This window comes from Amycolatopsis sp. NPDC051102, assembly GCF_040682815.1.
GTDB lineage: Bacteria > Actinomycetota > Actinomycetes > Mycobacteriales > Pseudonocardiaceae > Amycolatopsis.
Genome location: NZ_JBFBBT010000009.1, coordinates 332,307 through 354,673, shown reverse-complemented (window position 1 = coordinate 354,673; position 22,367 = coordinate 332,307). Strand labels below are relative to the sequence as shown.

The 22,367-nt window shown below is 71.0% G+C and carries 22 protein-coding genes and 2 rRNA genes; 17 read left to right on the top strand and 7 right to left on the bottom strand.

The features are described 5' to 3' along the window. Together AB0M93_RS26115 and rrf are read left to right on the top strand one after the other, a co-directional pair. Positions 1–203 (top strand): 23S ribosomal RNA (locus AB0M93_RS26115); the annotation flags it as partial. A 65-nt stretch (positions 204–268) separates the two neighbouring features. Then, positions 269–385 (top strand): 5S ribosomal RNA (gene rrf / locus AB0M93_RS26110). A 211-nt stretch (positions 386–596) separates the two neighbouring features. On the opposite strand, the gene AB0M93_RS26105 is transcribed toward rrf, so the two are convergent. Next, on the bottom strand, positions 597–1,049 hold the full coding sequence (locus AB0M93_RS26105; protein ID WP_364277060.1) for an Lrp/AsnC family transcriptional regulator: 453 nt from the start codon (positions 1,047–1,049) through the stop codon (positions 597–599). Positions 1,050–1,160: 111 nt separating this feature from the next. On the opposite strand from AB0M93_RS26105, the gene AB0M93_RS26100 reads away from it, so the two are divergent. The 7 genes from AB0M93_RS26100 (at position 1,161) to AB0M93_RS26070 (ending at position 8,343) form a co-directional block, all read left to right on the top strand. Then, on the top strand, positions 1,161–1,583 hold the full coding sequence (locus tag AB0M93_RS26100; RefSeq protein ID WP_364277058.1) for a rhodanese-like domain-containing protein: 423 nt from the start codon (positions 1,161–1,163) through the stop codon (positions 1,581–1,583). Positions 1,584–1,598: 15 nt separating this feature from the next. Further along, a complete protein-coding gene (locus tag AB0M93_RS26095; protein ID WP_364277056.1) occupies positions 1,599–2,348 on the top strand; it encodes a type 1 glutamine amidotransferase in 750 nt (249 codons plus the stop codon). Positions 2,349–2,442: 94 nt separating this feature from the next. After that, on the top strand, positions 2,443–3,576 hold the full coding sequence (locus tag AB0M93_RS26090) for an inorganic phosphate transporter (protein WP_364277054.1): 1,134 nt from the start codon (positions 2,443–2,445) through the stop codon (positions 3,574–3,576). A 29-nt stretch (positions 3,577–3,605) separates the two neighbouring features. After that, a complete protein-coding gene (locus AB0M93_RS26085) occupies positions 3,606–6,581 on the top strand; it encodes a bifunctional [glutamine synthetase] adenylyltransferase/[glutamine synthetase]-adenylyl-L-tyrosine phosphorylase (RefSeq protein WP_364277053.1) in 2,976 nt (991 codons plus the stop codon). Positions 6,582–6,595: 14 nt separating this feature from the next. Then, on the top strand, positions 6,596–7,021 hold the full coding sequence (locus tag AB0M93_RS26080) for an acyl-CoA thioesterase (RefSeq protein ID WP_364277051.1): 426 nt from the start codon (positions 6,596–6,598) through the stop codon (positions 7,019–7,021). Positions 7,022–7,048: 27 nt separating this feature from the next. Beyond that, positions 7,049–8,152 (top strand): hypothetical protein, encoded by a 1,104-nt coding sequence (locus tag AB0M93_RS26075; protein ID WP_364277049.1) that lies wholly within the window; start codon positions 7,049–7,051, stop codon positions 8,150–8,152. Further along, positions 8,149–8,343 (top strand): hypothetical protein, encoded by a 195-nt coding sequence (locus AB0M93_RS26070; RefSeq protein ID WP_364277047.1) that lies wholly within the window; start codon positions 8,149–8,151, stop codon positions 8,341–8,343. Before AB0M93_RS26075 ends, AB0M93_RS26070 begins: the two co-directional genes overlap by 4 nt. A 136-nt stretch (positions 8,344–8,479) precedes the next feature. Here the strand turns inward: AB0M93_RS26070 and glnA are convergent, their stop codons facing one another. Further along, positions 8,480–9,904, bottom strand: coding sequence for a type I glutamate--ammonia ligase (gene glnA / locus AB0M93_RS26065; RefSeq protein WP_364277046.1), 1,425 nt, complete (start codon positions 9,902–9,904; stop codon positions 8,480–8,482). A 269-nt stretch (positions 9,905–10,173) separates the two neighbouring features. Here glnA and AB0M93_RS26060 point away from each other — a divergent pair, with 269 nt between their 5' ends. Next, on the top strand, positions 10,174–10,563 hold the full coding sequence (locus tag AB0M93_RS26060) for an RDD family protein (protein ID WP_364277092.1): 390 nt from the start codon (positions 10,174–10,176) through the stop codon (positions 10,561–10,563). Between the two features lie 61 nt (positions 10,564–10,624). Here AB0M93_RS26060 and AB0M93_RS26055 read toward each other — a convergent pair whose 3' ends face one another. Then, positions 10,625–11,353 carry a DUF4191 domain-containing protein gene (locus AB0M93_RS26055; protein ID WP_364277044.1) on the bottom strand — a complete coding sequence of 243 codons (729 nt, stop codon included), beginning with the start codon at positions 11,351–11,353 and terminating at the stop codon, positions 10,625–10,627. 65 nt (positions 11,354–11,418) lie between these two features. Between AB0M93_RS26055 and AB0M93_RS26050 the strand changes: the two genes are divergently transcribed. The 6 genes from AB0M93_RS26050 to AB0M93_RS26025 all read left to right on the top strand — a co-directional run bounded on the left by AB0M93_RS26050 (position 11,419) and on the right by AB0M93_RS26025 (position 15,882). After that, positions 11,419–13,509, top strand: coding sequence for an ATP-dependent DNA helicase UvrD2 (locus AB0M93_RS26050; protein ID WP_364277042.1), 2,091 nt, complete (start codon positions 11,419–11,421; stop codon positions 13,507–13,509). A 207-nt stretch (positions 13,510–13,716) separates the two neighbouring features. Then, complete coding sequence (locus AB0M93_RS26045; protein ID WP_364277041.1) at positions 13,717–13,974, top strand: hypothetical protein; 258 nt, start codon at positions 13,717–13,719, stop codon at positions 13,972–13,974. Between the two features lie 151 nt (positions 13,975–14,125). Then, positions 14,126–14,482 (top strand): WhiB family transcriptional regulator, encoded by a 357-nt coding sequence (locus AB0M93_RS26040; RefSeq protein WP_020643722.1) that lies wholly within the window; start codon positions 14,126–14,128, stop codon positions 14,480–14,482. Further along, positions 14,479–14,733 (top strand): hypothetical protein, encoded by a 255-nt coding sequence (locus tag AB0M93_RS26035; RefSeq protein WP_364277039.1) that lies wholly within the window; start codon positions 14,479–14,481, stop codon positions 14,731–14,733. Before AB0M93_RS26040 ends, AB0M93_RS26035 begins: the two co-directional genes overlap by 4 nt. 79 nt (positions 14,734–14,812) lie before the next feature. After that, complete coding sequence (locus AB0M93_RS26030; RefSeq protein WP_364277037.1) at positions 14,813–15,700, top strand: class I SAM-dependent methyltransferase; 888 nt, start codon at positions 14,813–14,815, stop codon at positions 15,698–15,700. Continuing rightward, positions 15,697–15,882 carry a hypothetical protein gene (locus AB0M93_RS26025; RefSeq protein ID WP_364277035.1) on the top strand — a complete coding sequence of 62 codons (186 nt, stop codon included), beginning with the start codon at positions 15,697–15,699 and terminating at the stop codon, positions 15,880–15,882. Before AB0M93_RS26030 ends, AB0M93_RS26025 begins: the two co-directional genes overlap by 4 nt. A gap of 433 nt (positions 15,883–16,315) precedes the next feature. On the opposite strand, the gene AB0M93_RS26020 is transcribed toward AB0M93_RS26025, so the two are convergent. From AB0M93_RS26020 to AB0M93_RS26010, 3 genes are all read right to left on the bottom strand, one after another. Further along, positions 16,316–17,200 (bottom strand): hypothetical protein, encoded by an 885-nt coding sequence (locus AB0M93_RS26020; protein WP_364277089.1) that lies wholly within the window; start codon positions 17,198–17,200, stop codon positions 16,316–16,318. Between the two features lie 162 nt (positions 17,201–17,362). Further along, positions 17,363–18,703: an AarF/ABC1/UbiB kinase family protein gene (locus tag AB0M93_RS26015; RefSeq protein ID WP_364277033.1), complete on the bottom strand. Its 1,341-nt coding sequence runs from the start codon at positions 18,701–18,703 to the stop codon at positions 17,363–17,365. 60 nt (positions 18,704–18,763) lie between these two features. Then, positions 18,764–19,810, bottom strand: a complete 1,047-nt coding sequence (locus AB0M93_RS26010; protein ID WP_364277031.1) for a hypothetical protein — start codon at positions 19,808–19,810, stop codon at positions 18,764–18,766. A 230-nt stretch (positions 19,811–20,040) separates the two neighbouring features. Here AB0M93_RS26010 and AB0M93_RS26005 point away from each other — a divergent pair, with 230 nt between their 5' ends. Further along, positions 20,041–20,550, top strand: coding sequence for a M48 family metallopeptidase (locus tag AB0M93_RS26005; RefSeq protein WP_364277086.1), 510 nt, complete (start codon positions 20,041–20,043; stop codon positions 20,548–20,550). 413 nt (positions 20,551–20,963) lie between these two features. Here the strand turns inward: AB0M93_RS26005 and AB0M93_RS26000 are convergent, their stop codons facing one another. Beyond that, positions 20,964–22,352 (bottom strand): zinc-dependent metalloprotease, encoded by a 1,389-nt coding sequence (locus AB0M93_RS26000; protein ID WP_364277029.1) that lies wholly within the window; start codon positions 22,350–22,352, stop codon positions 20,964–20,966. Positions 22,353–22,367: the final 15 nt, after the last annotated feature.

Here is a 22,367-nt window from a genome sequence, read left to right as displayed (position 1 = left end):
CCCGCCAGGGGCATGGCTGGTTGGCCACGTTCGGAAGGGATAACCGCTGAAGGCATCTAAGCGGGAAGCCTGTTCCAAGATGAGGTATCCCACCCCATGTGGGTTAAGGCCCCCAACAGACCATTGGGTTGATAGGCCAGAAATGGAAGCACAGTAATGTGTTGTCGAGTTGACTGGTACTAATAGGCCGAGGACTTGCCTACGAAGATGTTACGCATCCACTCTACAGCTCTGAAACACCACCTCAGGGTGTGTTGTTTCGTAGTGTTTCGGTGGTTATAGCGTCAGGGAAACGCCCGGTCCCATTCCGAACCCGGAAGCTAAGCCTGACAGCGCCGATGGTACTGCAACCGAAGGGTTGTGGGAGAGTAGGACACCGCCGAACTTACTTGGAAGAGGGGCTTGGGCCCGGTCGAGACACAGTCTCCCGGCCCAGGCCCCTTTTCTCATACCCACCCCCCACCGGCGCACGAACCGACCGCCTGGGTACGCGACCCGACCCTGCCGGTACCTCACGCCGGCATCGTGATGTCCCTCCAATCACGAGTGATGCCCCTTCAATCACGCGTGATGCCTCCCGGATCACACGCGATGCCTCAAACCGACCCCGGCCGGGCCGGCGGCCGACGTCGCAACGGCGACGACAGCACCAGCGACGTCGTCGTCTCCCCGTACCTCTGCACCTTCTCGACCAACGTCTCCAGCTCCGCGGTGTCCCGGCAGAGCACCCGCAGCACCCAGCACTCGTCGCCGGTCACGTGATCCGCCGCGACGACCTGGGGCAGCGGCAACACCGCCGTCCGGAACCGGGGCGTGTCCAGGCTGCGCACCCGCGCCCGGACCAACGCCTCGATCGGCAACCCCAGCTTCGTCGTGTCCACACTCGCTGCGTAGCCGGTGATCACCCCGCGCTCCTCGAGACGGCGGACGCGTTCCGTCACCGCCGAGCCGGACAGCGACACCCGGCGGCCCAGCTCCGTGAAACTCAGGCGGCCGTCGGCCTGCAGGAGGTCGAGCAGCTGCCAGTCGACGTCGTCGAGGTGGTCCACCGCAACTCTCCCGGGCTCGCAGGGCCAGAACACGGAAATCCCCGGCCGATCCGGGCTTCCACGCCGATTCTGCCCTGTCCGGAAACCGCCTGCCCCAGCAGGATTTACCCCATGACACGCACGCTCGCCTTCCCCGCCGCGGCTCCCGCGGCCGCCGTTGCGTACTTCGGTGCCGAGCTCGGCTTCGAGGTCGATCCCGACGATCTCTCCCGGGACCTCCAAGCCGGGCACACCGACGGCTACGTCGTTGTCGAGACCCGGGCGCCCGAAGCCTTCGCCCACGCCCGCATCCCCGGCGCGATCAACCTGCCCTACCGGGACATGACGGCCGAAAGCACGAAACACCTCGACCGCGACCTCGTGTACGTCTGCTACTGCGAAAGCGCCCAGTGCAACGCCGCCACGAAGGGCGCGCTCAAGCTCGCCCAGCTCGGCTTCAAGGTGAAACGGCTCTCCGGCGGCATCACCAGCTGGATCGCCGCCGGCTACCCCGTCGAAGGAACCACGACCGCCGGAATCCGCTGCGCCTGCTGACCTACCCTGGACCACGTGACACGACTGCTGATCATCCAGCCGGACGCGTCGGACCCGGCCGGTCCCCTCGGTGACTGGTTCACCGGCGCCGGCGCCGAACTCGACGTCCGGTTGCTCCCGCGAGACGGCCTGCCCGACGACCTCGACGGCTACCAGGGGGTCGTCTGCCTGGGCGGCAGCATGGCCGCGGAGGCAGACGCCACGCACCCCTGGCTCGCCGACGTCCGGCGGCTGCTGGCCAAGGCGGTTTCCAAGAGCCTTCCCACGCTTGGGATCTGCCTCGGCGCGCAGCTGCTGGCCGTCGCGACCGGTGGCCGCGTCGAGGCCGGTCCCGACGGGCCCGAGGTCGGTCCGTACCTCGTCAGCAAGAAGGACGCGGCGTGGACCGACCCGCTGTTCGCCGACCTGCCGCTCGTGCAGGACGTCCTCCAGTTCCACACCGACGCGATCACCCGGCTCCCGCCCGGCGCCGAGCTGCTCGCGTCCTCGCCGCGTTACGCGCACCAGGCCTACCGGCTCGGCCGGTGTGTCTACGGTGTCCAGTTCCACATCGAGACGACCCCGGAAGTCGTCGAGAGCTGGGCCGTCGAATGCCCCGACGAGGCGGCGTTCGCGCGGCCCGGCGCTCTCGAACACGACAAGCTGGTCGCCGTGCACGCCGACATCGAGGAAACCTGGCGGCCCTTCGCGCAGCGGTTCGTCAAGCTCGCCGCCGGGGAACTCGAGCCCGCCGCGGGAAGTCACCGCACATTGCCGATGGCTTAACGACGGAAGTCACAACCAGCAACACGCTGTTAACGGCGGGCGCACTCGTCAGGTACCTTGCGGAAAGAGTCCCCACAAGGGTGCGGAGGTCGGGGTGCAGCCCTCGTTGCTGGTCGTGGTCGTCGTCGTCACGGCCCTGGTATTCGATTTCACGAACGGGTTCCACGACACCGCGAACTCGATGGCCACGTCGATCGCCACCGGGGCTCTCAGACCTCGCGTGGCCGTCGCGATCTCGGCGGTGTTGAACCTGGTGGGGGCGTTCCTGTCGGTCGAGGTCGCCAAGACGATCTCCAGCGGTCTGGTGGACGACACGAAGATCGGCCCGTCGATCGTCTTCGGCGGGCTGATCGGCGCGATCGTCTGGAACCTCGTGACGTGGTTCGTCGGCCTGCCGTCGAGCTCGTCGCACGCGCTGTTCGGCGGCCTGATCGGCGCCACCTGGATCTCCGCGGGCACCGGCTCGGTCCACTTCGGAAAGATCGTCGAGAAGGTCCTGGTCCCGGCGGCGGTCAGCCCGGTCATCGCCGGCCTCGTCGCGATGGCCGCCACCTACCTCGTCTACCGCTTCCTGGTGCGGGGCCGTCCGGCCACGCGCGGGTTCAAGGTCGGCCAGATCGTCTCGGCGTCGCTGGTCTCCCTCGCCCACGGCACCAACGACGCGCAGAAGACCATGGGCGTCATCACGCTCACCCTCGTCACCGCCGGCAGCCTCCCGTCGGGCGCCGCACCCCCCGTCTGGGTGATCATCAGTGCTGCGTGCGCGCTCGCGGCCGGCACCTACCTCGGCGGCTGGCGCATCACCCACACCCTCGGCAAGGGCCTCACCGACATCGAGGGCCCGCAGGGCTTCGCCGCGCAGACGAGCTCGGCGCTGGTCATCCTGGTTTCGTCGCGGCTGGGTTTCCCGCTGTCGACGACCCACGTGTGCTCCGGCGGCATCGTCGGCTCCGGCGTCGGCCGCCGCGACGCGCCGGTCCGCTGGCGGATGGCGGGCCGGATGGTCGTCGCGTGGCTGTTCACGCTGCCCGCGGCCGCGATCGTCGGCGCGATCTCCGGCAAGGTCGCGTCCCTCGGCACCGCCGGCACGATCGCCGTCGGCGTCGTCGGGATCGGCGTGGGTGCCGGCATCTACCTGCTTTCGCGCCGCCACCCCGTCACCGCGCACAGCTTCCACGTGCCCGAGCCGACGCCTGCCGGAGCCGAGCCGGGCCGGCTCGCCGCCTGAGCCGTGTTCCCCGGCTACGGTGGTCGGTGATGGCAGACCGCGCGCGAACGACCGCTTCGGCGGCGAGGTACGGCTTCACCGATGCCCGTGCCGAGGGACAGTTGCGCGCGGCCGGCTGGTGGGCCGATGGCGGCCCGGCCGCCACGGCCACGGACGTGCTCACGGCGTTGTCGCGCACCGCCGACCCCGACCTCGCGCTGCGCGGCCTGGACCGGATCCGCGAGGCCGACGCCGGCGGGTGGGCCGCACTCGACGAGCAGCTGCGCGCCCACCGGACCTTCCGCGGCCGGCTCCTCAGCGTGCTGGGCACGTCGAGCGCGCTCGCCGACTTCCTCGCCGCCAACCCCGGCCAGTGGCACGCGCTCACCGCCGACAAGTGCACCGACTCCGCCTGCTACCGCGAAGCCCTGCGTACGGCGCTCCTGCGTGACGACGGCTCGGTGCTCACCGGACCTAGGGCCGAGCAGGCGCTCAAGGTCGCCTACCGTGGTCAGCTGCTCGGCATCGCCGCCGCCGATCTCGGCCATCTCGTCGAGGACGGGCTCGAGCACCCGAGCTACGCCGAAGTCGCGGCACAGCTGACCGAGCTCGCCGAAGCCGCGCTGGCCGCCGGGCTGGTCGTCGCCGAGGCCGAAGCCGGCGCGTCGGCCGAAGGCACCCTCGCGATCATCGCGATGGGCAAGTGCGGCGGCCGGGAGCTCAACTACGTCAGCGACGTCGACGTCATCTTCGTCGGCGAGGGCGACCTCGGCCTCGCCACGCGGCTGGCGAGCACGATGATGCGCGTCGTCGGGAAGGCGTGCTTCGAGGTCGACGCGGCGCTGCGGCCCGAAGGCAAGGCCGGCGCGCTCGTCCGCACTCTCGACGGGCACCACGGCTACTACCAGAAGTGGGCCAAGACCTGGGAGTTCCAGGCCTTGTTGAAGGCGCGTCCGGTGGCCGGCGACGCCGAGCTCGGCCGGCAGTACGCCGAGATGGTCGCGCCGCTGGTGTGGTCGGCCGCCGACCGCGAGAACTTCGTCGCCGAAGTGCAGCAGATGCGACGCCGAGTCGAGGGACACGTGCCGTCCGAGCACGCCGAACGCGAGCTGAAGCTGGGCCGCGGCGGCCTGCGCGACGTCGAGTTCGCCGTGCAGCTGCTGCAGCTCGTGCACGGCCGGGTCGACGCGGATCTGCGCTCACCCTCCACTATGGACGCGCTGGCGGCCCTTGGCGACGGCGGGTACGTCGGTCGTCAGGACGCCGCCGAGCTGGGGGCGTCGTACGAATTCCTGCGGATGATCGAGCACCGGCTGCAGCTGCGGCGGCTGCGCCGGACGCACCTGTTCCCAGCGGCGACGGAAACCGCCGAGCTGCGCATCCTGGCCCGGGCCAGCGGGATCAAGGCGAGTGGCGGCAAGAGCCAGGGCGAGTCGCTGCTCGCGGAGTTCCGCCGGCACGGCAAGGGCATCCGGCGCCTGCACGAAAAGATCTTCTACCGGCCGCTGCTCCAGTCGGTCGCGAACGTGCCGACCGAGGGGCTGCGCCTGACCACCAAGCAGGCCGCCAGCCGTCTGGCGGCGCTCGGCTACACCGCGCCCGACGGCGCGCTCCAGCACATCAAGGCCCTCACGTCGGGAGTCTCGCGGCGCGCGGCGATCCAGCAGGCGCTGCTGCCGGTGCTGCTCGACCTCTTCGCGGACACGCCCGACCCCGACGGCGGGCTGCTGTCGTACCGGAAGGTGTCCGAGGCGCTCGAAGACACCCCGTGGTACCTGCGGGTGCTGCGCGACGAGGGCACGGTCGTGGAGAACCTGGCGCTCCTGCTGGGCACGTCAAGGCTGGTACCGGACCTGCTGGTCCGCGCGCCGGAAGTGCTGCAGCTGCTCGGCGACCCGGCCCGCCTGGTGGGCCGGACGCCGGCGGAGGTGGCGAAGTCGCTGCGGGCCGCCGTCCGGCGTCAGCCGGGGCTGAACGCCGCGGTCGCCGCCGCGCGTTCCTTGCGGCGGCACGAACTCCTGCGCGTCGCGTGCGCGGACCTGCTCGGGCTGCTCGACGTGCCCACGGTCTGCGAGGCGCTGTCTTCGGTTTGGGTCGCGGTGCTGCAGGGCGCGCTGGCCGCCGCGTTCCGGCAGCGCCAGGCGGAGCTCGGCCGCACGCCGGCACGCATCGCCGTCATCGGCATGGGCCGGCTCGGCGGCGCGGAACTCGGCTACGGCTCCGACGCCGACGTGCTCTTCGTCTGCGAGCCGTCCGAAGGGGTTTCGGACGCTGACGCGGTGAAGTTCGCTTCGTCGGTCGCGGAGACGGTCCGGAAGATGCTGGGTGCGCCGAGCTCGGACCCGGCCCTGGAGGTCGACGCCGACCTGCGGCCGGAGGGGCGCAGCGGCCCGCTGGTCCGCACCCTGGATTCGTACCGCGCCTACTACGCCCGGTGGGGCGAGGTGTGGGAGGCGCAGGCGCTGCTGCGCGCCCGGTTCATCGCCGGCGACGACGACCTCGGCACGCGGTTCATCACGATGATCGACCCGATCCGCTACCCCGAGGGCGGTCTGAGCGCGACGGACGCGCGGGAGATCCGCCGCATCAAGGCCCGCGTCGAGACCGAGCGCATGCCGCGCGGCGCCGACCCGACACGTCACACGAAACTGGGCCGCGGCGGCCTCGCCGACGTCGAATGGACGGTGCAGCTGTTGCAGCTGCAGCACGCGCACGCGGTGCCGGATCTGCGGACGACGTCGACGCTGGACGCGCTGGCGTGCCTGCCGGAAGCGGGACTGGCCGAGCAGGCCGAAGCGGACTCGTTGCGCGAAGCGTGGCTCCTGGCGACCCGGGTGCGCAACGCGGGCATGCTGGTGCGCGGCAAGGCGGTGGACGAGGTCCCGGGTTCGGGCCGCGACCTGGCGGCGGTGGCCCGTGTGTTCGGCCACCCGGCGGCCGACGACCCGGGCGAGTTCCTGGACACCTACCGCCGCATCACCCGCCGGGCGCACACGGTGGTGGAGCACTTGTTCTACGAAGCCTGACCTACAGTGGGGCGGTGACCGATCGCGAGCCGTTCCGCACCCGGATCAAGGTCCGCCACTACGAGCTGGACACCCTGGGCCACCTGAACCACGCCGTGTACCACTCGTACGGCGAAGTCTCCCGCCTGGAGCTGCTCGAAGCAGCGGGCGCGCTGAAGGGCCTCCCGGGCGTGGCCTCGGTGCTGCTGGAGACCCACGTGGTGTTCCGCCGCGAGCTCCGGGCAGGCGACGAAGTCGACGTGACATGCGACGTCAAGTTCGGCAGCGGCAAGACGTTCAGGATGGATTCGAACATCATCAAGCTCGACGGAACGTTGGCAGCGGAGATCACCTGCACGCTGGGGCTGATGGACTTGGAGCGCCGCAAGCTGGTCGAGAACCCGCGCGGCAGGTTCGAAGCGGCGGGCGCGGACCTGAAGCTGCTGTCGACGTCGGAGTAGAAGGGCTGGCTTCACCGGAACGGTTCGGTGATCCAGGCCAAGACGGATGGCGAGAAGCGAGTCTGCTCGCCGAAGCGGACGAGCGCGACCTGGTGCTCGCGGCTCCCCGAGGCCGGACGGCGCGAGGTTCTCGACCACGCTGCCGGCCGGTGGTCGGCAGACCTGGCCCTGCGGCTGCTCGAACGCTCCGATTTCGATGCCCGCAGCAGGGAGCGGCTGTTCGCCGAGGCACCGCGAGGGCAAGCGTTGGAGCTGGTATCCGGCGAACACACCAGTACCGCGGAAGCGTTGGCCTTGACCACCCGTTTCCTCGAATGTGCGGACGTCGTCGACGCGGCTCTGCGCCGACCGGACACCAAAGCGGAAGTCGAACGTGCGTTGTCGCGGTTGTCCTATCGGGAAGCTGCGAAGCTCTGGCTGGAAGGCCAAAGCTGGTCGAGCACCAAGTCGCCGCACCTGGCCGAGGCGATTCTGCCGGTTGTGCTCGATGCCGAACCTCTCGACCTGCCGACGCAGGGCTACGGCGTGGAGCGTTACGAAAAGCCGGCGATGATCAGTTCTCTCGTCGGGGTGCTCCCGCCGCCGAAACGACTTGGATTGCTGAACGATCCCCGCCACGGGCGGGTCGTCCAGCAAGCTGTGTTGACGAGCGAGGAGCTGTCCGACGCCGAATTCGTGGCGTGCCTGCCCGAGATCATGGAATCCGCGAGCGCTGTCGGGGCTGACGCCGTTCCCGTTCTCGTCGAGTACGTCCAGCGGTTCCCCAAGCTGCTCGAGGTGGCCGTGAACGAGATACGGCAGGTCTTCGTACGCCTGGTCGCCGACGGGTGGGTGCCGACGCGAGCGGCGCGCGCCGGCCGGTGGGACGCCTTGATCACCGTGGCGGAACTGGCCGAATCGCCGGAGCTGATCGAAGCGCTGGTCCAAGCGGCGGTCTTCGACATGGCAAGGAGCGCGCGGCCGGAGTGCGCCCCTCTTCGGGGTGGGTGGAGCCACCGCCGCCCGACCTGCCGACCGACGAGACCCTGTCCGCCGTCGCCGACCCCGCGGCCACCCTCCGCGAGCTGCTCAAGTACCGCGGCCGGGACCGGGATCGGGTGGTGGACCACGCTCTGCGGTCTGCCTACATGACCGATGAGCTGGCTTGGCGATTGCCGGTCCAGGATCTTGAGGGGCACCCGCGGTACGGGCCGCTGCTGGCGGCGAAGATCAAGGAAATCTGCGGAGACTCCACCGAGTGCTGGCACATGGTCAGCGAGTCGTTGCGCCGAAGCACGCAGTTGCTCGCGACGACGTTGATCAGCCGGGTCGAGGCTGTCTGAGCACGCTCGGCGGTCGGAAAAAACGGGACGGCGGTCGGGGTGTTCCCCGCGACCGCCGTCCCGTGTCTAATGGGCCGTCACCACGGCCTGGCCGGGGCTCCGACCAGTGAAACGCCTGGTCAAAGCCCCGCGCCGATCACACGTCGTAGTACAGAGCGAACTCGTACGGGTGCGGGCGCAGCCGCAGCGGGTCGATTTCGTTCTCGCGCTTGTACGAGATCCACGTCTCGATCACGTCCGGGGTGAAGACGCCGCCCTCGAGGAGGTACTCGTGGTCGGCTTCCAGCGTGTCCAGCACCGTGCCCAGGTCGCCCGGAACGAGCTTGACGTCCTTGGCCTCCTCCGGCGGGAGCTCGTACAGGTCCTTGTCGATCGGGTCCGGCGGCTCGATCTTGTTCCGGATGCCGTCGAGGCCGGCCATCATCATCGCCGAGAACGCCAGGTACGGGTTGCCCGAGGAGTCCGGGCAGCGGAACTCGGCGCGCTTCGCCTTCGGGTTGTTGCCCGTGATCGGGATGCGGACGCACGCCGAGCGGTTGCGCTGCGAGTAGACCAGCGAAACCGGCGCCTCGAAGCCCGGGACCAGGCGGTGGTAGGAGTTCACCGTCGGGTTCGTGAAGGCCAGCAGGCTCGGGGCGTGCTTGAGCAGGCCGCCGATGTAGTGGCGCGCGGTGTCCGACAGGCCGGCGTAGCCCGACTCGTCGTGGAACAGCGGCTGGCCGTCCTTCCACAGCGACTGGTGGCAGTGCATGCCCGAGCCGTTGTCGCCCGCGAGCGGCTTCGGCATGAACGTCGCCGTCTTGCCCGCCGCGAACACCGTGTTCTTCACGATGTACTTGAACAGCTGCAGGTCGTCGGCCGCGTGCAGCAGCGTGTTGAACTTGTAGTTGATCTCGGTCTGGCCGGCGGTGCCCACCTCGTGGTGCGCGCGCTCGATCTCGAAACCGGTGTTCGTCAGGTTGCGGACGATGTCGTCGCGCAGGTCGGCGAAGTGGTCGACCGGCGGGACGGGGAAGTAGCCGCCCTTGAACTTCGTCTTGTAGCCCTGGTTGCCACCGACCTCGTCGGCGCCGGTGTTCCACCAGCCCTCGATCGAGTCGATCTCGTGGAAGGAGGCGTGCTCGGCGGAGTCGAAGCGGACCGAGTCGAAGATGTAGAACTCGGCTTCGGGGCCGAAGTAGACGTTGTCGGCGACGCCGTACTCGGAGATGTACTGCTCGGCCTTGCGCGCGATGTTGCGCGGGTCGCGGCTGTACGCCTCACGGGTGAACGGGTCGTGCACGAAGAAGTTGAGCGCCAGCGTCTTCGCCTTGCGGAACGGGTCGATCCGCGCGGTCGCCGGGTCCGGCAGCAGCAGCATGTCGGACTCGTGGATGGACTGGAAGCCGCGCACCGAGGAGCCGTCGAACGCGAGACCCTCTTCGTAGGCCTCTTCGGTGAAGGCCTTCGCGGGGACCGTGAAGTGCTGCATCACGCCGGGCAGGTCGCAGAACTGGACGTCGATGACCTCGACGTCCTCGTCGGCGATGAGGCGCTGGATGTCGTCTGGAGTAGTGGGCACCCTCGGTGACTCCTTCTCGTTCGAGCTCGTACGGCAGTGCTCTCTTCGGCTCACGCTAAAAGTGCGGTGTTGCCCGACCGTCACCCGTATGTTTCGCCGGTGTTAACGGGTGGTCGATATCGGGTATCCGACCAGGTCGGATGTGCTCTACGCCACCGGCATACCCTAGACGGGTGGCGAGATGGACCGGTGAATGGCTACCCGGCACCGGCGACGGCGGCCAGGGCACTGATCAACAGGGCGGGCGCTGGCCCGGCGAGAAGTTCGGTTTGCCCGAATCGGGCGTCGGCGCGGCGGCGAGCGGGGGCGCGCGGCTGCTCGGGCTGCTCGTCGACCTGGTCGTCGCGGCCCTGGTGACGGCCATCTTCCTACACCCCAGCCTGCAGGACCCGGCCGCGATGCAGCAGTTCAACCTCTGGTCCGGTGGCGTCTGGGCGATCATCTCGGTCATCTCCGCCGGCTTCTTCGGCTTCACGCCCGGGATGGCGGTCGTCGGCATCCGCGTCGCCCGCCTCGACGGCGCCGCGCTGGTCGGCCCGGTGCGCGCGCTGGTCCGGGCGGTCCTGACGTTCGTGATCATCCCCGCGGCGGTCCGCAACGCCGACGGCCGCAGCTGGCTCGACCGGCTGACCGGCACCGTCGTCATCCGGATGCGCTGACACGCGCACAGAGAAAGGCCCCCGTCCGGGTTCGGACGGGGGCCTTTCTCCTACGCGGGGGTCAGCGGCGGCGGATCGTCCGCTGGACGTTGCGCATCTTCGCGCCGGCCGGCATCGGGCCCTTCGGGAGCGCCGCGCCGCGATTGCCGAGGGCGGCCAGCTTCGCCTCGAGGGCGTCGACCTGGGCCGGCTTCAGGTTGCGGGGCAGCTTCATCAGGTAGCCCTGGAGCTTCTTCAGCGGGAGCTGGCCGTCTTCGTGGCCGATCGTCACGTCGTAGATCGGCGTGTCACCGATCAGGCGGGAGACGCGCTTCTTCTCCTGGGCGAGCAGGGTCTTGACGCGGTGCGGCGCGCCCTCGGCGACCAGCACCACGCCCGGGCCGCCGAGGACCCGGTGCACGGCGTCGAGCTGGGTCGTCGCTGCGACCGTCGGCGTCACCTTCCAGCGGCCGCGCAGGTTCTCCAGCGCCCAGGCCGCCGCGCCGGGCTGGCCGTCGGCCTTCGAGTAGACCGTGCGCTGGACACGCCGGCCGAAGATGATCATCGCGAGCAGGGCGCCGAGCACCAGGCCCAGCGGCAGCAGCACCCACTGCGCGTTGAAGAAGAACCCGACCCCGAACAGGACGCCGGCAACGACGACGATCGCGCCCGCCATCCACGGGATGAGCCACGGGTCTTCCTTGCGCTGCATCTTGAAGGCCTCGAAGAGCTGGCCACGGCGTGCCTTGCTCGCCGCGCGCTTCTCCTTCTTGGCCTGCTTGGCCGCTTCCTTGTCCTGCTGTCCCGCCATATGACCAGGATACGGCCGCGTGCCCCTGCCCCGATTCCCCGTCCCCCTCTGCGAGGATGCCGGACGTGACCGGCGTACTTTCCCCCAAGAGCCTGAACCGTTTGCTCGATGGTCTCGACCCCGAGCAGCGCGCCGCCGCCAGCGCCCCGCGGGGGCCGGTCTGCGTGCTCGCCGGCGCCGGCACGGGCAAGACGCGGACGATCACCCACCGCATCGCGCACCTGGTCCGATCGGGGCACGTTTCCGCTGGTCAGGTGCTTGCCGTCACGTTCACGACGCGGGCCGCGGGCGAGATGCGGACCCGGCTGCGCGGCCTCGGCGTCGAAGCTGCGCAGGCGCTGACCTTCCACGCCGCCGCCCGCCGCCAGCTCCGGTACTTCTGGCCGCGCGTGGTCGGCGACCGGCCGTGGGACCTGATGGACAACAAGCTGCGGTTCGTCGGCCAGGCCGCCAACCGGGCCCGGCTCGGCACCGAAGTCGAGGTCCTGCGCGACCTCGCGAGCGAGATCGAGTGGGCCAAGGCGTCGCTGGTCAGCCCGGACGACTACCCGGCCGTCACCGCCCGCGCCCAGCGCGACATCCCGGCGCCGGCGGCGCAGGTCGCCGAGGTCTACCGGACCTACGAAGAGCTGAAGACCGCCGCGCAGGTCCTCGACTTCGACGACCTGCTGCTGCACACGACGGCGGTGCTCGAGGAGCACGGCACGGTCGCCGAGGAGTTCCGCGAGCGCTACCGCTGCTTCGTCGTCGACGAGTACCAGGACGTGACGCCGCTGCAGCAGCGCCTGCTCGACGCGTGGCTCGGCGGCCGTGACGACCTGACCGTCGTCGGCGACGCCAACCAGACCATCTACTCCTTCGGCGGCGCGTCGCCGCGGCCGCTGCTGGAGTTCACGCGCCGCTTCCCGGGCGCCACCGTCGTCCGGCTCGAGCGCGACTACCGGTCGACGCCCGAGGTCGTCGCGCTGGCGAACCGGGTGATCGGCGCCGCGCGGGGACGGCCGGCGGGCTCGCGGCTGAAGCTGATCGGCCAGCGGCCGCCGGGACCGGAGCCGCGCTTCGCCGAGTTCGACGACGAGGCGGTCGAGGCCGAAGCCGTCGCCCGGCGGGTTCGCGAGCTGCTGGACGGCGGGGTCGCGGCGAGCGAGATCGCGATCCTCTACCGGGTGAACGCGCAGTCCGAGGCCTACGAGTCGGCGCTGGCCGACGCTGGCGTCCCGTACCTGGTCCGCGGCGGCGAGCGGTTCTTCAACCGGACGGAGGTCCGGCAGGCGATGTCCGCGCTGCGGGCGGCGAGCGGCGACGTCAGCTCCGACCTGGTCACCACGGTGCGTTCGGTGCTCGCGCGGGTCGGCCTGACCGAGTCGCCGCCCGCGGGTGGCGCGGCGAAGGAGCGCTGGGATGCCCTCCTCGCGATCGTCGAACTGGCCGAAGAGCTCGCTTCGACGGTCGCGGACGCGGACCTGCCGCGCTTCTGCGCCGAGCTCGACCAGCGCGCCGCGGCCCAGCACCCGCCGACGGTCGAGGGCGTGACGCTCGCGTCGCTGCACGCGGCGAAGGGCCTGGAGTGGGACGCGGTGTTCCTCGTCGGCCTCGCCGAGGGCACGGTGCCGATCCTGCACGCCGGCGACGACGAGGCGGCGATCGAGGAGGAGCGGCGGCTGTTCTACGTCGGCGTCACCCGGGCCCGCGAGCACCTGTGGCTGTCCTGGGCGCTGGCCCGGACGCCGGGCGGGCGCCGCAACCGGCGGCGCAGCCGGTTCCTGTACGGCCTGATCCCGGAGGACCACCCGGCCGCCCGGGTGGCGCGCTCGGCCCAGCAGAAGACGGCGACGCCGGTGAAGACGACGCGCTGCCGCGTCTGCGGCGGGCCGCTGCTGGAGACCATCGACGTCAAGCTGGGCCGGTGCGGGCGGTGCCCGTCCACAGTGGATGAGGACCTGCTGGAGCGGCTGAAGACGTGGCGCGGCGACCGGGCGCGCGAGCTGAAGGTGCCGACGTTCGTCGTCTTCACGGACGCGACCCTGATGGCCATCGCCGAGCAGCGCCCGGCCGACGAGGCGGCACTGGTGTCGATCTCCGGCATCGGCGCGACGAAGCTCGAACGGTTCGGCGCGGAGATTCTCGGCGTCGTCCGGGCGTCGACGGGGTCTTGACCGCGTCCGGACCATGATCGACGCGGCGAACCCGCTGCTCAGGGGCGATCTTCGTAACTTCGAGGATTTTCCCGTTAATTGAGTTGCCTCGGTGTGGGGCGGAGCAATAACCTGCCAGTACCGAGCCCGAAGGGCTCGGCTGGGGATCCACGTTGCAGCGCCGCTCGGCGGCCGTGTGTGCAGAGTACAGAAGGAGGTGCCGGTGAAATGACCATCAACTTGACGCTCACGAATCCAGGCACCCGTCTGTCCTGCGCCGCGGAAGTCGCGGCTGCTTCGCGCCCGGGCACCGATGTGTCCGTGAGCGCGCACGCGATCCGTGGCATGCGGCGCATCGAGCGTCGTTGGGCCACCGGTGTCGTCGTCTTCGGGACGCAGGGCGTTCTCGCCGCGTACCCGCAGGCCGATCTGCCGACCATCAAGCAGTTCCGTGTTCCGTTGTCGATACGGGAGCGAAGTTCCTGACCTAGTCAGGACAGAGGCTCACGAAGGCCGCGGAACCGGAAAACCCGGATCCGCGGCCTTCGTGCTTTTTGGCTGCACAACCCAAGAGGAACCAGCGTTGCCCAGCTCCGTCACCCAACCGAAAACCCGTACGACACAAGGAGGAACCACCATGTCTTCGGCCATCGCCTACACCTCGGGTGAGGCAATATTCGCCGACTTGCTCGACCCGATCGCCGTGCCCGACGTCGCGCTGCCCTGCCGGTCGGGCGACGCGGACCTGTGGTTCGCGGAGTCCCCGGCCGAGCTCGAGCGCGCCAAGGCGCAGTGCGCCGACTGCCCGGTGCGCGAGGCCTGCCTGGCCGGCGCACTGGCCCGGCGCGAGCCGTGGGGCGTCTGGGGCGGCGAGATCTTCGAGCGCGGCGTCGTGATCGCGCGCAAGCGGCCCCGCGGCCGCCCGCGCAAGAACGCAGCCGTCGAACCCGCCGCGGCCAAGGCCCGCGGCGATCACCGGAGCGCCGCCGCATGAGCGTCGAACCGGTTACCGCGAAGGACTACGAAGCGCGGATGTGCAGTCCGCAGCTGCAACTGACGAAGACCGAGATCGAGGAGATCAGCGAGATGTTGCTTTACGAAGAACTGTCGAGGGCCCGAATACGGGACCTGGAGGAGGGGGTCCGCGCCCAGCGGGCCCGAGGTAGCGCACGAGCGGTCCGCCGCTGGACGCGAGTAGCCCACTGGGCGGCTCGCCGGGCGGAGCGCTACCAGGACCAGAGCTGAGAGCAGGGCCCCTGCCGCCTCCGGGTGGCAGGGGCCCTGCCCGGCGTTTTTCCGGCCTTCCCTGGTGTTGAATGGGGTGATGTCCGGACACACCCACGACGACATCGACTGGGCGGACCGCCTGTCCCAGCTGCGCATGGCCGACACGCTCGACGCGGAGGCGTTGACGCCGATCGCCCGACGGTTGGTGAGCGGCCTGCCGGAACACCCGACGGTGGTCGACGTGGGGTGCGGCGCGGGCGGGATGAGCGTGCTGTTCGCACGCGAGCTGGCCCGCCGCGGCGGAGGCACGGTGGTGCTGGTCGACGCCACGCCGAAGCTGCTCGCGGAGGCCCAACGGGCGGTGGCGGAGGCGGCAGCTGGTTCCGGTGGGCCGGCCGCTGGGGCTGTCGAGGTCGTCGGCTTGCTGGGGGACCTCGCCGATCCTGGGCTGGACGTGCCTGCTGCTGACCTCGTGTGGGCGTCCGGCGTTGTGCACCATGTCGGCGATCAGCAGGCTGCGCTGCGCACGCTCGCCGGGTTGTTGCGGCCGGGTGGGGTGTTGGCCATTGCCGAGGGTGGACTTGAGCTGCGTTGCCTCCCGTGGGAGCTCGGGGTCGGCCGGCCTGGGCTGGAGCAGCGGCTGCACGCCGCGCGGGCCGCTTGGTTCGCCCGGATGCGTGGCGGGCTTCCGGGCAGCGTCGCGATGCCGTACGGGTGGACGCGCGCCCTTCGCGAAGCCGGTCTCTCGGATGTTGAGTCGTTCGGTGCGCTCATCGACCACCCCATGCCCGGTTCGGACCTCCTGCGCGAGTACGTGGTGCACCGCATCGGCTGGCTCGCCGACTGGGCGGCCGAGTGGCTCGACGCCGACGACCGCGCCGCGGTCGCGACCCTCACCGATCCGCAAAGCCCGCACTTCCTCGGCCACCGCGACGATCTGTACCTCTTCGGCGCCAAGGCAATCCACAGTGGACGGTTGCGGTGACCGCGCCGGAGCCGCAGGTGTGCACCCGCTGCGGCCACACCCGAACGGCCGACGACGACCCGGTCACGGCCCTCGCCTGGGTATCCACCCGCGAGCGAGGGACGGTGCGATGGCTGTGCCCCGACTGCGCGCGCCAGCATGTGCGGGACATCGAGGGCAAGCTGCCGGACGAGTACTGGTGATCAAAGCGCGCTCCTGAACGGTAAGGGCGGAGTTTCGCCGCGGATGGGTTGGAGCGGTGGGGTCCGGGGTTGTGCGCGAGCCGACCACCGGGTTACGAGCCGACCCTCCCGGCGCACGCCGACCGCTCGGTGCTGCGAACTGCCCCTCGCTGCACGCGAGTCAGGCCCGTAACCGGCGTGGTCGGGACCGTGACTCGCGTGATTGGAGCCGTAACTCGCGTGATTGGACGCGGAACTCGCGTGTCTGGAGGGGCATCACGTGTGATTGCAGGGACATCTCGCGTGATTGGAGGGTCATCTCGCGTGATTGGAGGGTCATCTCGCGTGATTGGAGGGTCATCTCGCGTGATTGGAGGGTCGGCTCGCGTACTCGGACGGTCGGTTCGCGTAGCGAGAGGGTCGGGTCGTGTACCGGGAGGGGCGGGTGGGTGGGTCAGGCTGCGTCTCCTTCCGTTGTCAGGGGGATTGCTCGGACCTTGGGGCGGGGGGTGCGGGATGCCTCGCCGAAGGCTCGGGCCAGCTCCTGAGCCACCTCGTGGGGGACCTGGCGGAGCTGGCGGACCGTGCAGCGGACCAGGACTATGCCCGTCGCTGCCAGGGCGAGGTGGCTGAAGCTGCCTCCTACGCCGGGGGAGCAGCGGTACTGCCAGGCCAGGCCGATCTCGTCCCACCATGCGTCCGCCTCGCCGAGGGGGCGGCCGCGGCGGTCGCAGATCGTCTGGTCCCAGCTCGGGGGCGGGAGGGGCGCCAGCTGCAGGATCTGCGCGGCGAGGCCGTGGGCCTGGATCGGGCCCTCGTCGAGCTCGCGCAGCACCTTGCGGACCGCCGCCGTGCCGCGTTGGGGGCCCTCGTCCAGCTCGATCAGCAGCTCCTGACGGCTGCAGAGGCCCCAGTACAACGGCAACGTCAGCAGGTGGCGGATGCGGGCCGGGTCGGGTTCGGTGCGGGCCAGGTCCAGCGTGGCGCGGGCCGGTGGGGCGAACGGCAGATCGTCGACCAGGACCGGTTCCGGTAACCGGGCCGTTCGCGCCAGCCGCACCCCTTCGCACGCCGCCACCCGGCAGTGGTCGGGTACCAGCAGGCGGATGTCGCCCGCCTCGCACTTGACGCCGTGGGCCTGGAGGGCGTCGGCGCCGGTGATCACCACCTTCGTGCCGTACCGCACCAGCAGCGCGCGCAGCAGCTGCTGCCGCGTCGGGGCGGTGTTGCGCAGCAGGACGACACCGGGGTGCAGGCGGCGCCACGGCCCGCCGGGGCCGCAGAGCCGCCGGGTTCTTCGATCCGATACCCCGGCCCTTCGCAACTGTTCGAGGTTCATCACCTCGCCGGCGTCGGGATTACTGAGGGACAGGGGGTCGGTGCACTGTGTAGCAGTCATGCTCCGAGCATGGCGGCTCGGCCAACCGGGTGGAACCCCGTCCGCGCCGTCTGTGGACAACTCGGCGGAATCCGTCCGTTCGCGGCCCCGCCTGTGGACAACTCAGGCGGCGAACCCGGGCTGCCAACGCTCCACGATGCCGCGGGCGGGGATCTCGGCGTCGAGCTGGCAGAGGATCCCCGTCGACCCCGCCGTCACCCGGTGGATCATCAGGTACTCGGGCGGCAGGTTCAGCGACCGGCCGACCCGGAAGTCGTTGCCGCGGCTGTCGCCGACCCGGCCGGCCTGTTTCTGCATCCACCGGCGGGTGAAGTGGAACGTCGGCGCGGCGAGCGGCTCGGTGAACGGCGCGAGGTACGCGAGCACCTCCTCCGCCTTGAGGTCGCTGTCCGGCCGGATGAACCGGTTCTCCCGCAGCAGGCGCATCAGCCCGGTGGACTCGCCGTCGAGGGCCAGCCGCGTCATCTCGCCCAGGTGGCGGGGGATGCCGTCGGGCAGCCGGGCGACGCCGCCGAAGTCGATCACGCAGAGCCTGTCGTCTTCGGTGATCATGAAATTGCCCGGGTGCGGGTCGGAGTGCAGCAGGTGGACGCGCTCGGGTGAGGAGTAGTGGAACTCCGCCAGCAGCCGGCCCGCCAGGTTCCGGGTCTCGCGATCGCCGTCCGCGATCACCTTGGACAACGGGGTGCCTGTCGCCCACTCGGTCACGACGACCTTCGGCGCGCTGGCCACCACCCGCGGCACCAGGATGCCGGGATCGCCGTCGAACGCCTTCGCGAAGGCCCGCTGGTGCTGCGCCTCGGCCTGGTAGTCGAGCTCCTCGTTCATCCGCTCGGCGAGCTCGGCCAGCAGCGGCTTGACCTCGGTGCCGGGCACGAACGCCTGGAACAGCCGGCTGAACCGCTGCAGCTGCCGCAGGTCGCTGCGCAGCGCCTCGTCGGCGCCCGGGTACTGCACCTTGACCGCGACCGCGCGGCCGTCGTGCCAGACCGCGCGGTGCACCTGGCCGATGCTCGCGGCCGCCGCCGGCTCGTCGTCGAACGAGGCGAACCGGCTGGTCCAGGTGCGGCCCAGCTGCTCGGCGAGCACCCGGTGGGTCTGCCGGGCCGGCATCGGCGGCGCCGCGGCCTGCAGCTTCGTCAGGGCCTCGCGGTAGGGCTTCGCCATGTCGTCCGGCACCGCCGCCTCGAACACGCTCAGCGCCTGGCCGAACTTCATCGCCCCGCCCTTGAGCGTGCCGAGCACCTCGAACAGCTGCTCGGCGGCCTTGGCCGACAGCGTCGCGTTCACCTGCTCCGCGCTCTGGCCCGCGAGCCTCTTGCCCCAGCCGCCCACCGCCCGGCCGGCGATGCCCAGCGGGAGACTGGCGAGCTTGGCGGTGCGGGCGGCACCCTTGCGCGGCATCGCGGTGTCGCGATCGCCCGGGTCGCGGAAGTCGGTCACACCGGCGATTCTGCCTTGCGGCGACGATGGCGCGCAGCCTGCGCGCGACGACTTAGTGGTCTACGTCTCCCGCAGCACCTCCTGGGCGCCACAGCCGCACCGCGGGTGGGGCGGCCAGCCGCGGTGGCGGATGCGGCCGGCGAAGGCGTCGATCTCGAGGGTGGCGTTCCACGCCGGCGGCGCCGGCGCGGCGGGGGAGAGCAGCCGCATGGCCTGGGCGACCGCCAGCGACGCGCAGGCGTGGACCGCGCCGAGGTCGGGCCGCTGGTGCCGGCCGGCGAGCTGCCCGGCGACGCGGGGCCAGCACGGGTCGCGGTCCGTCCGGTGCAGGTCGGCGCAGCGCAGGCACGAACTGCGGCCCGGCACCACCAGCGGCCCGACGATGGCCGTGCCGTCGCGGACGCGTGCCGCCAGGTGCGGGACGCCGTCCGCCATCAGCTCGGCGACGTGCTCGGGGGCCGGTACGACGGCGTCGGTGAGCAGGGCCAGGTCCGGGTACCGGTCGTGCAGGCGGGTGACCCGGACGTCGGGGTCGACCCGGCGGAGCAGGTCGGCGAGGGCCTGTCGCCGGGGCCGGCCCAGATCGGCGTCGGTGAGGCCGGAGCCGAGGTCGTGCTCGGTCACCGTGCCGGACGCCCGCAGCTCGACGTGCCCGATGCCGGCGTTGGCCAGCAGCACGGCGACGGCGACCGCCACCCGGCCGTCGCCGTGGACCGTGACCGCGGCGGCGCGCCTGCGGCTCGCGAGTGCGGCCTGGTGGTGGCGGGCGCGCAGCGACCAGAGACCGGACTCGCCGCGGAGACCCGGGCCGTCGGGCCGGCCGGCGTCGGTGACCAGGCCGAGCGCGGTCAGCTGCTGCAGGAGCGTCCGCAGCTGGTCGCGGTGTTCGCTCTCGGCGAGCAGAAGCCGCTCGACGGGCTTGCTGCCGTCGAGGGCGCGCACTCTCGCGGCGAGATCCGGGGTGAGGTTTTCGACGATCACGCCGTGGCGCGGATCGAGGCCGATCTGGATCTCGCGCGGGCCGCGTTCCAGCACGGTGAGGCCCGGGAGCAGGGCGGGATGGGCGGGCAGGAGGACCGGGGGCATGTCCGCGGTGGAGAGGAGCATGTCCGCAGGATGGCACCCGCCGGCGACCGGGAAGCCCGGGAAGGCGCCCGCGCGGCCGAGTTGTCCACAAGTGGAACCGGCTGTGGACAACTCGCGTCTGTGACCTCAAGGCGCTCGGAGTTGTCGGTGCCTGGCCTTACCGTTGTCGGGTGGTCGAAGCACGGACGCACTCGCTGAGAGGCACGGGGGAGACGAACCCCCCGTCGGACACACCTGGACACAAGGTCGAAGTGCGGCGCAGCCAGCGCCGGCACCGGACGGTCACCGCGTACTGGAAGGACGACACGCTCGTCGTGCTCATCCCCGCGCGGATGACCAGGGCGGAGGAGAAACACTGGGTCGCCGAGATGGAGCGCAAGCTGCAGCGCGCGGAACCACGTCGCCCGGCGCCCCCGAAGACGTCGGACGAAGCCCTGCTGGCGCGCTGCGCCCTGCTGTCGGGCAAGTACCTGAACGGCACCGCGACGCCGGCGAGCGTCCGCTGGGTGCCACCGATGCGCACGCGGTGGGCGTCCTGCACACCGGTCGACGCGACCATCCGGGTCAGCGACCGGCTGCGGAAGGTGCCCCCCTGGGTGCTCGACTACGTGCTGGTGCACGAGCTGGCGCACCTGCGGGAGCCGGGGCACGACGCGGCGTTCTGGGCCCTGGTGCGGCGGTACCCGAAGACGGAACGGGCGATGGGATACCTCGAGGGGCTGGCGGCTGCCGCCGGATGGGGGATCGATACGGAGTGTTGAGCCGGTGAGCTGACCGGGGTGGCCTGCGGGTTTGTGGTTCGCGGGTCGCCCCGGTTGCTTCGGGCGCCGGTTTGGGTGACGGCTGCCGGGAGGGGACTCCGCGTGCCGGTTCGGGCGGTGTTGCCGCCGGGCCCGGGCAGGCCGGGGCCCGGCCGTGGAAGCCCTGGAGCCCGGTCCGGGCAGTAACCGGACGCAGGCTCCTGCCGGCCCGGGCGCGCCCCGGCTGGCCGGAGTGGGCCTTGGACACCCGGTTCGCCCGGTAGCCGGACGCAGGCTCCTTCCGGCCCGGCTCGCCCCGGCTGGCCGGAGAGGGCCTTGGACACCGGTTCGCCCGGTAGCCGGACGCTTGCGGCAGCAGAAAGGCCGGTGACCCGCGATGCGGACCACCGGCCTCTCGAAAGACCTCCCGGGGCTTACGCCGGGCCCTCGCCCTCCTCGGGCGGGGTGTCCTTGCTCTTCTCCTCTTGCCCGGCACGCTCCGAACGCTCGTCGCGCTCGGCCTGCTCCGTGCGCTCCAGCTCGGCGATCGGGTCGAGGTCGTCGATCGAACCCGCTTCGCCCACTCGGTCGGCGAAGTCGATCGGCTCGTCCAGGTCCTCCGCCGTCGGCATCAGGTCCGGGTGGGACCAGAGGCCGTCGCGCTTTTCCGTTCCGTGGCGGTCGCCCACCAGCTTCCACAGGTTCGATGCGTCCCTCATCCGGCGGGGGCGCAGCTCCAGGCCCACCAGGGTGGCGAACGTCTGCTCGGCCGGGCCGCCCGTGGCGCGGCGGCGGCGCAGCGTCTCGCGCAGTGCGTCCGCTCCCGGGAGGCGATCGCCCACCGCTTCGGCCACCACCACGTCGACCCAGCCTTCGACCAGGGCCAGCAGCGTCTCCAGGCGCCGCAGCGCCGCCTTCTGCTCCTCCGTCGTCTGGGGCTCCAGCAGCCCCGACGACATCGCTTCCTCGATGCTCGCCGGGTTCGACGGGTCGATCTGGCCGGCCAGGGACTCCAGGGCCGACGTGTCGACCGAAATCCCGTGCGCGAACTCCTCGACCGTCGCCAGCAGCCGCTGGCGCAGCCACGGCACGTGCGTGAACAGGCGCTGGTGCGCCGCCTCGCGGGCGGCCAGGAACACCAGGATCTCGCTGTTCGGCAGCTCCAGGCCCTCGGCGAACTTCTCGATGTTCGCCGGCAGCAGGGCCGACGTGCCGGCCGGGGCCAGGGGCAGGCCGATTTCCGACGACGTCAGCATCTCCGAGGCGAGCTGGGCCAGCGCGTTGCCGAGCTGGGAGCCGAAGGCCATCCCGCCCATCTGGCCCATCATCTGCAGCAGCGGGCCCGCGGCCTGCTTGGCCTCCTCGGGCAGCGCCTGCATCCAGGCACCCGAGATCTGCCGCGCCACCGGGTCGCACAGCCGCTGCCACGTCGGGAGCGTCTTCTCCACCCAGGACCGCGGGGACCAGGCCACCGTCGACGTCGCGCCGGCCGGGTACACCGTCGCCGCGTCGAGCCAGAGCTCGGCGAGGTGGGCGGCGTCGCGGACCGCGGCGTTCGCGTCGTCGCCGCCGCGGAAGCCGAGCTTGCTCTCTCCGGTGTTGCCCTCGCTGCCGAGGGTCTGCAGGGCGATCTGCTTGGCGAGGTCGTAGTTCACCGGCCCGCTGGAGCTGCCGGCCTGGCTGAGCATCTGGCCCAGCTGGCTCAGCATCTGCCCGAGCTGGTTGAAGGCCTCGGCGCCGGACTGCTGCCCGCCTTCCGAGGGGTCGTTCTCACCTCGTTTGTCGGGATCGGAAGGTCCGAAGCCGAACGGGGGTTTGCTCATGTGTCCACCGTACGC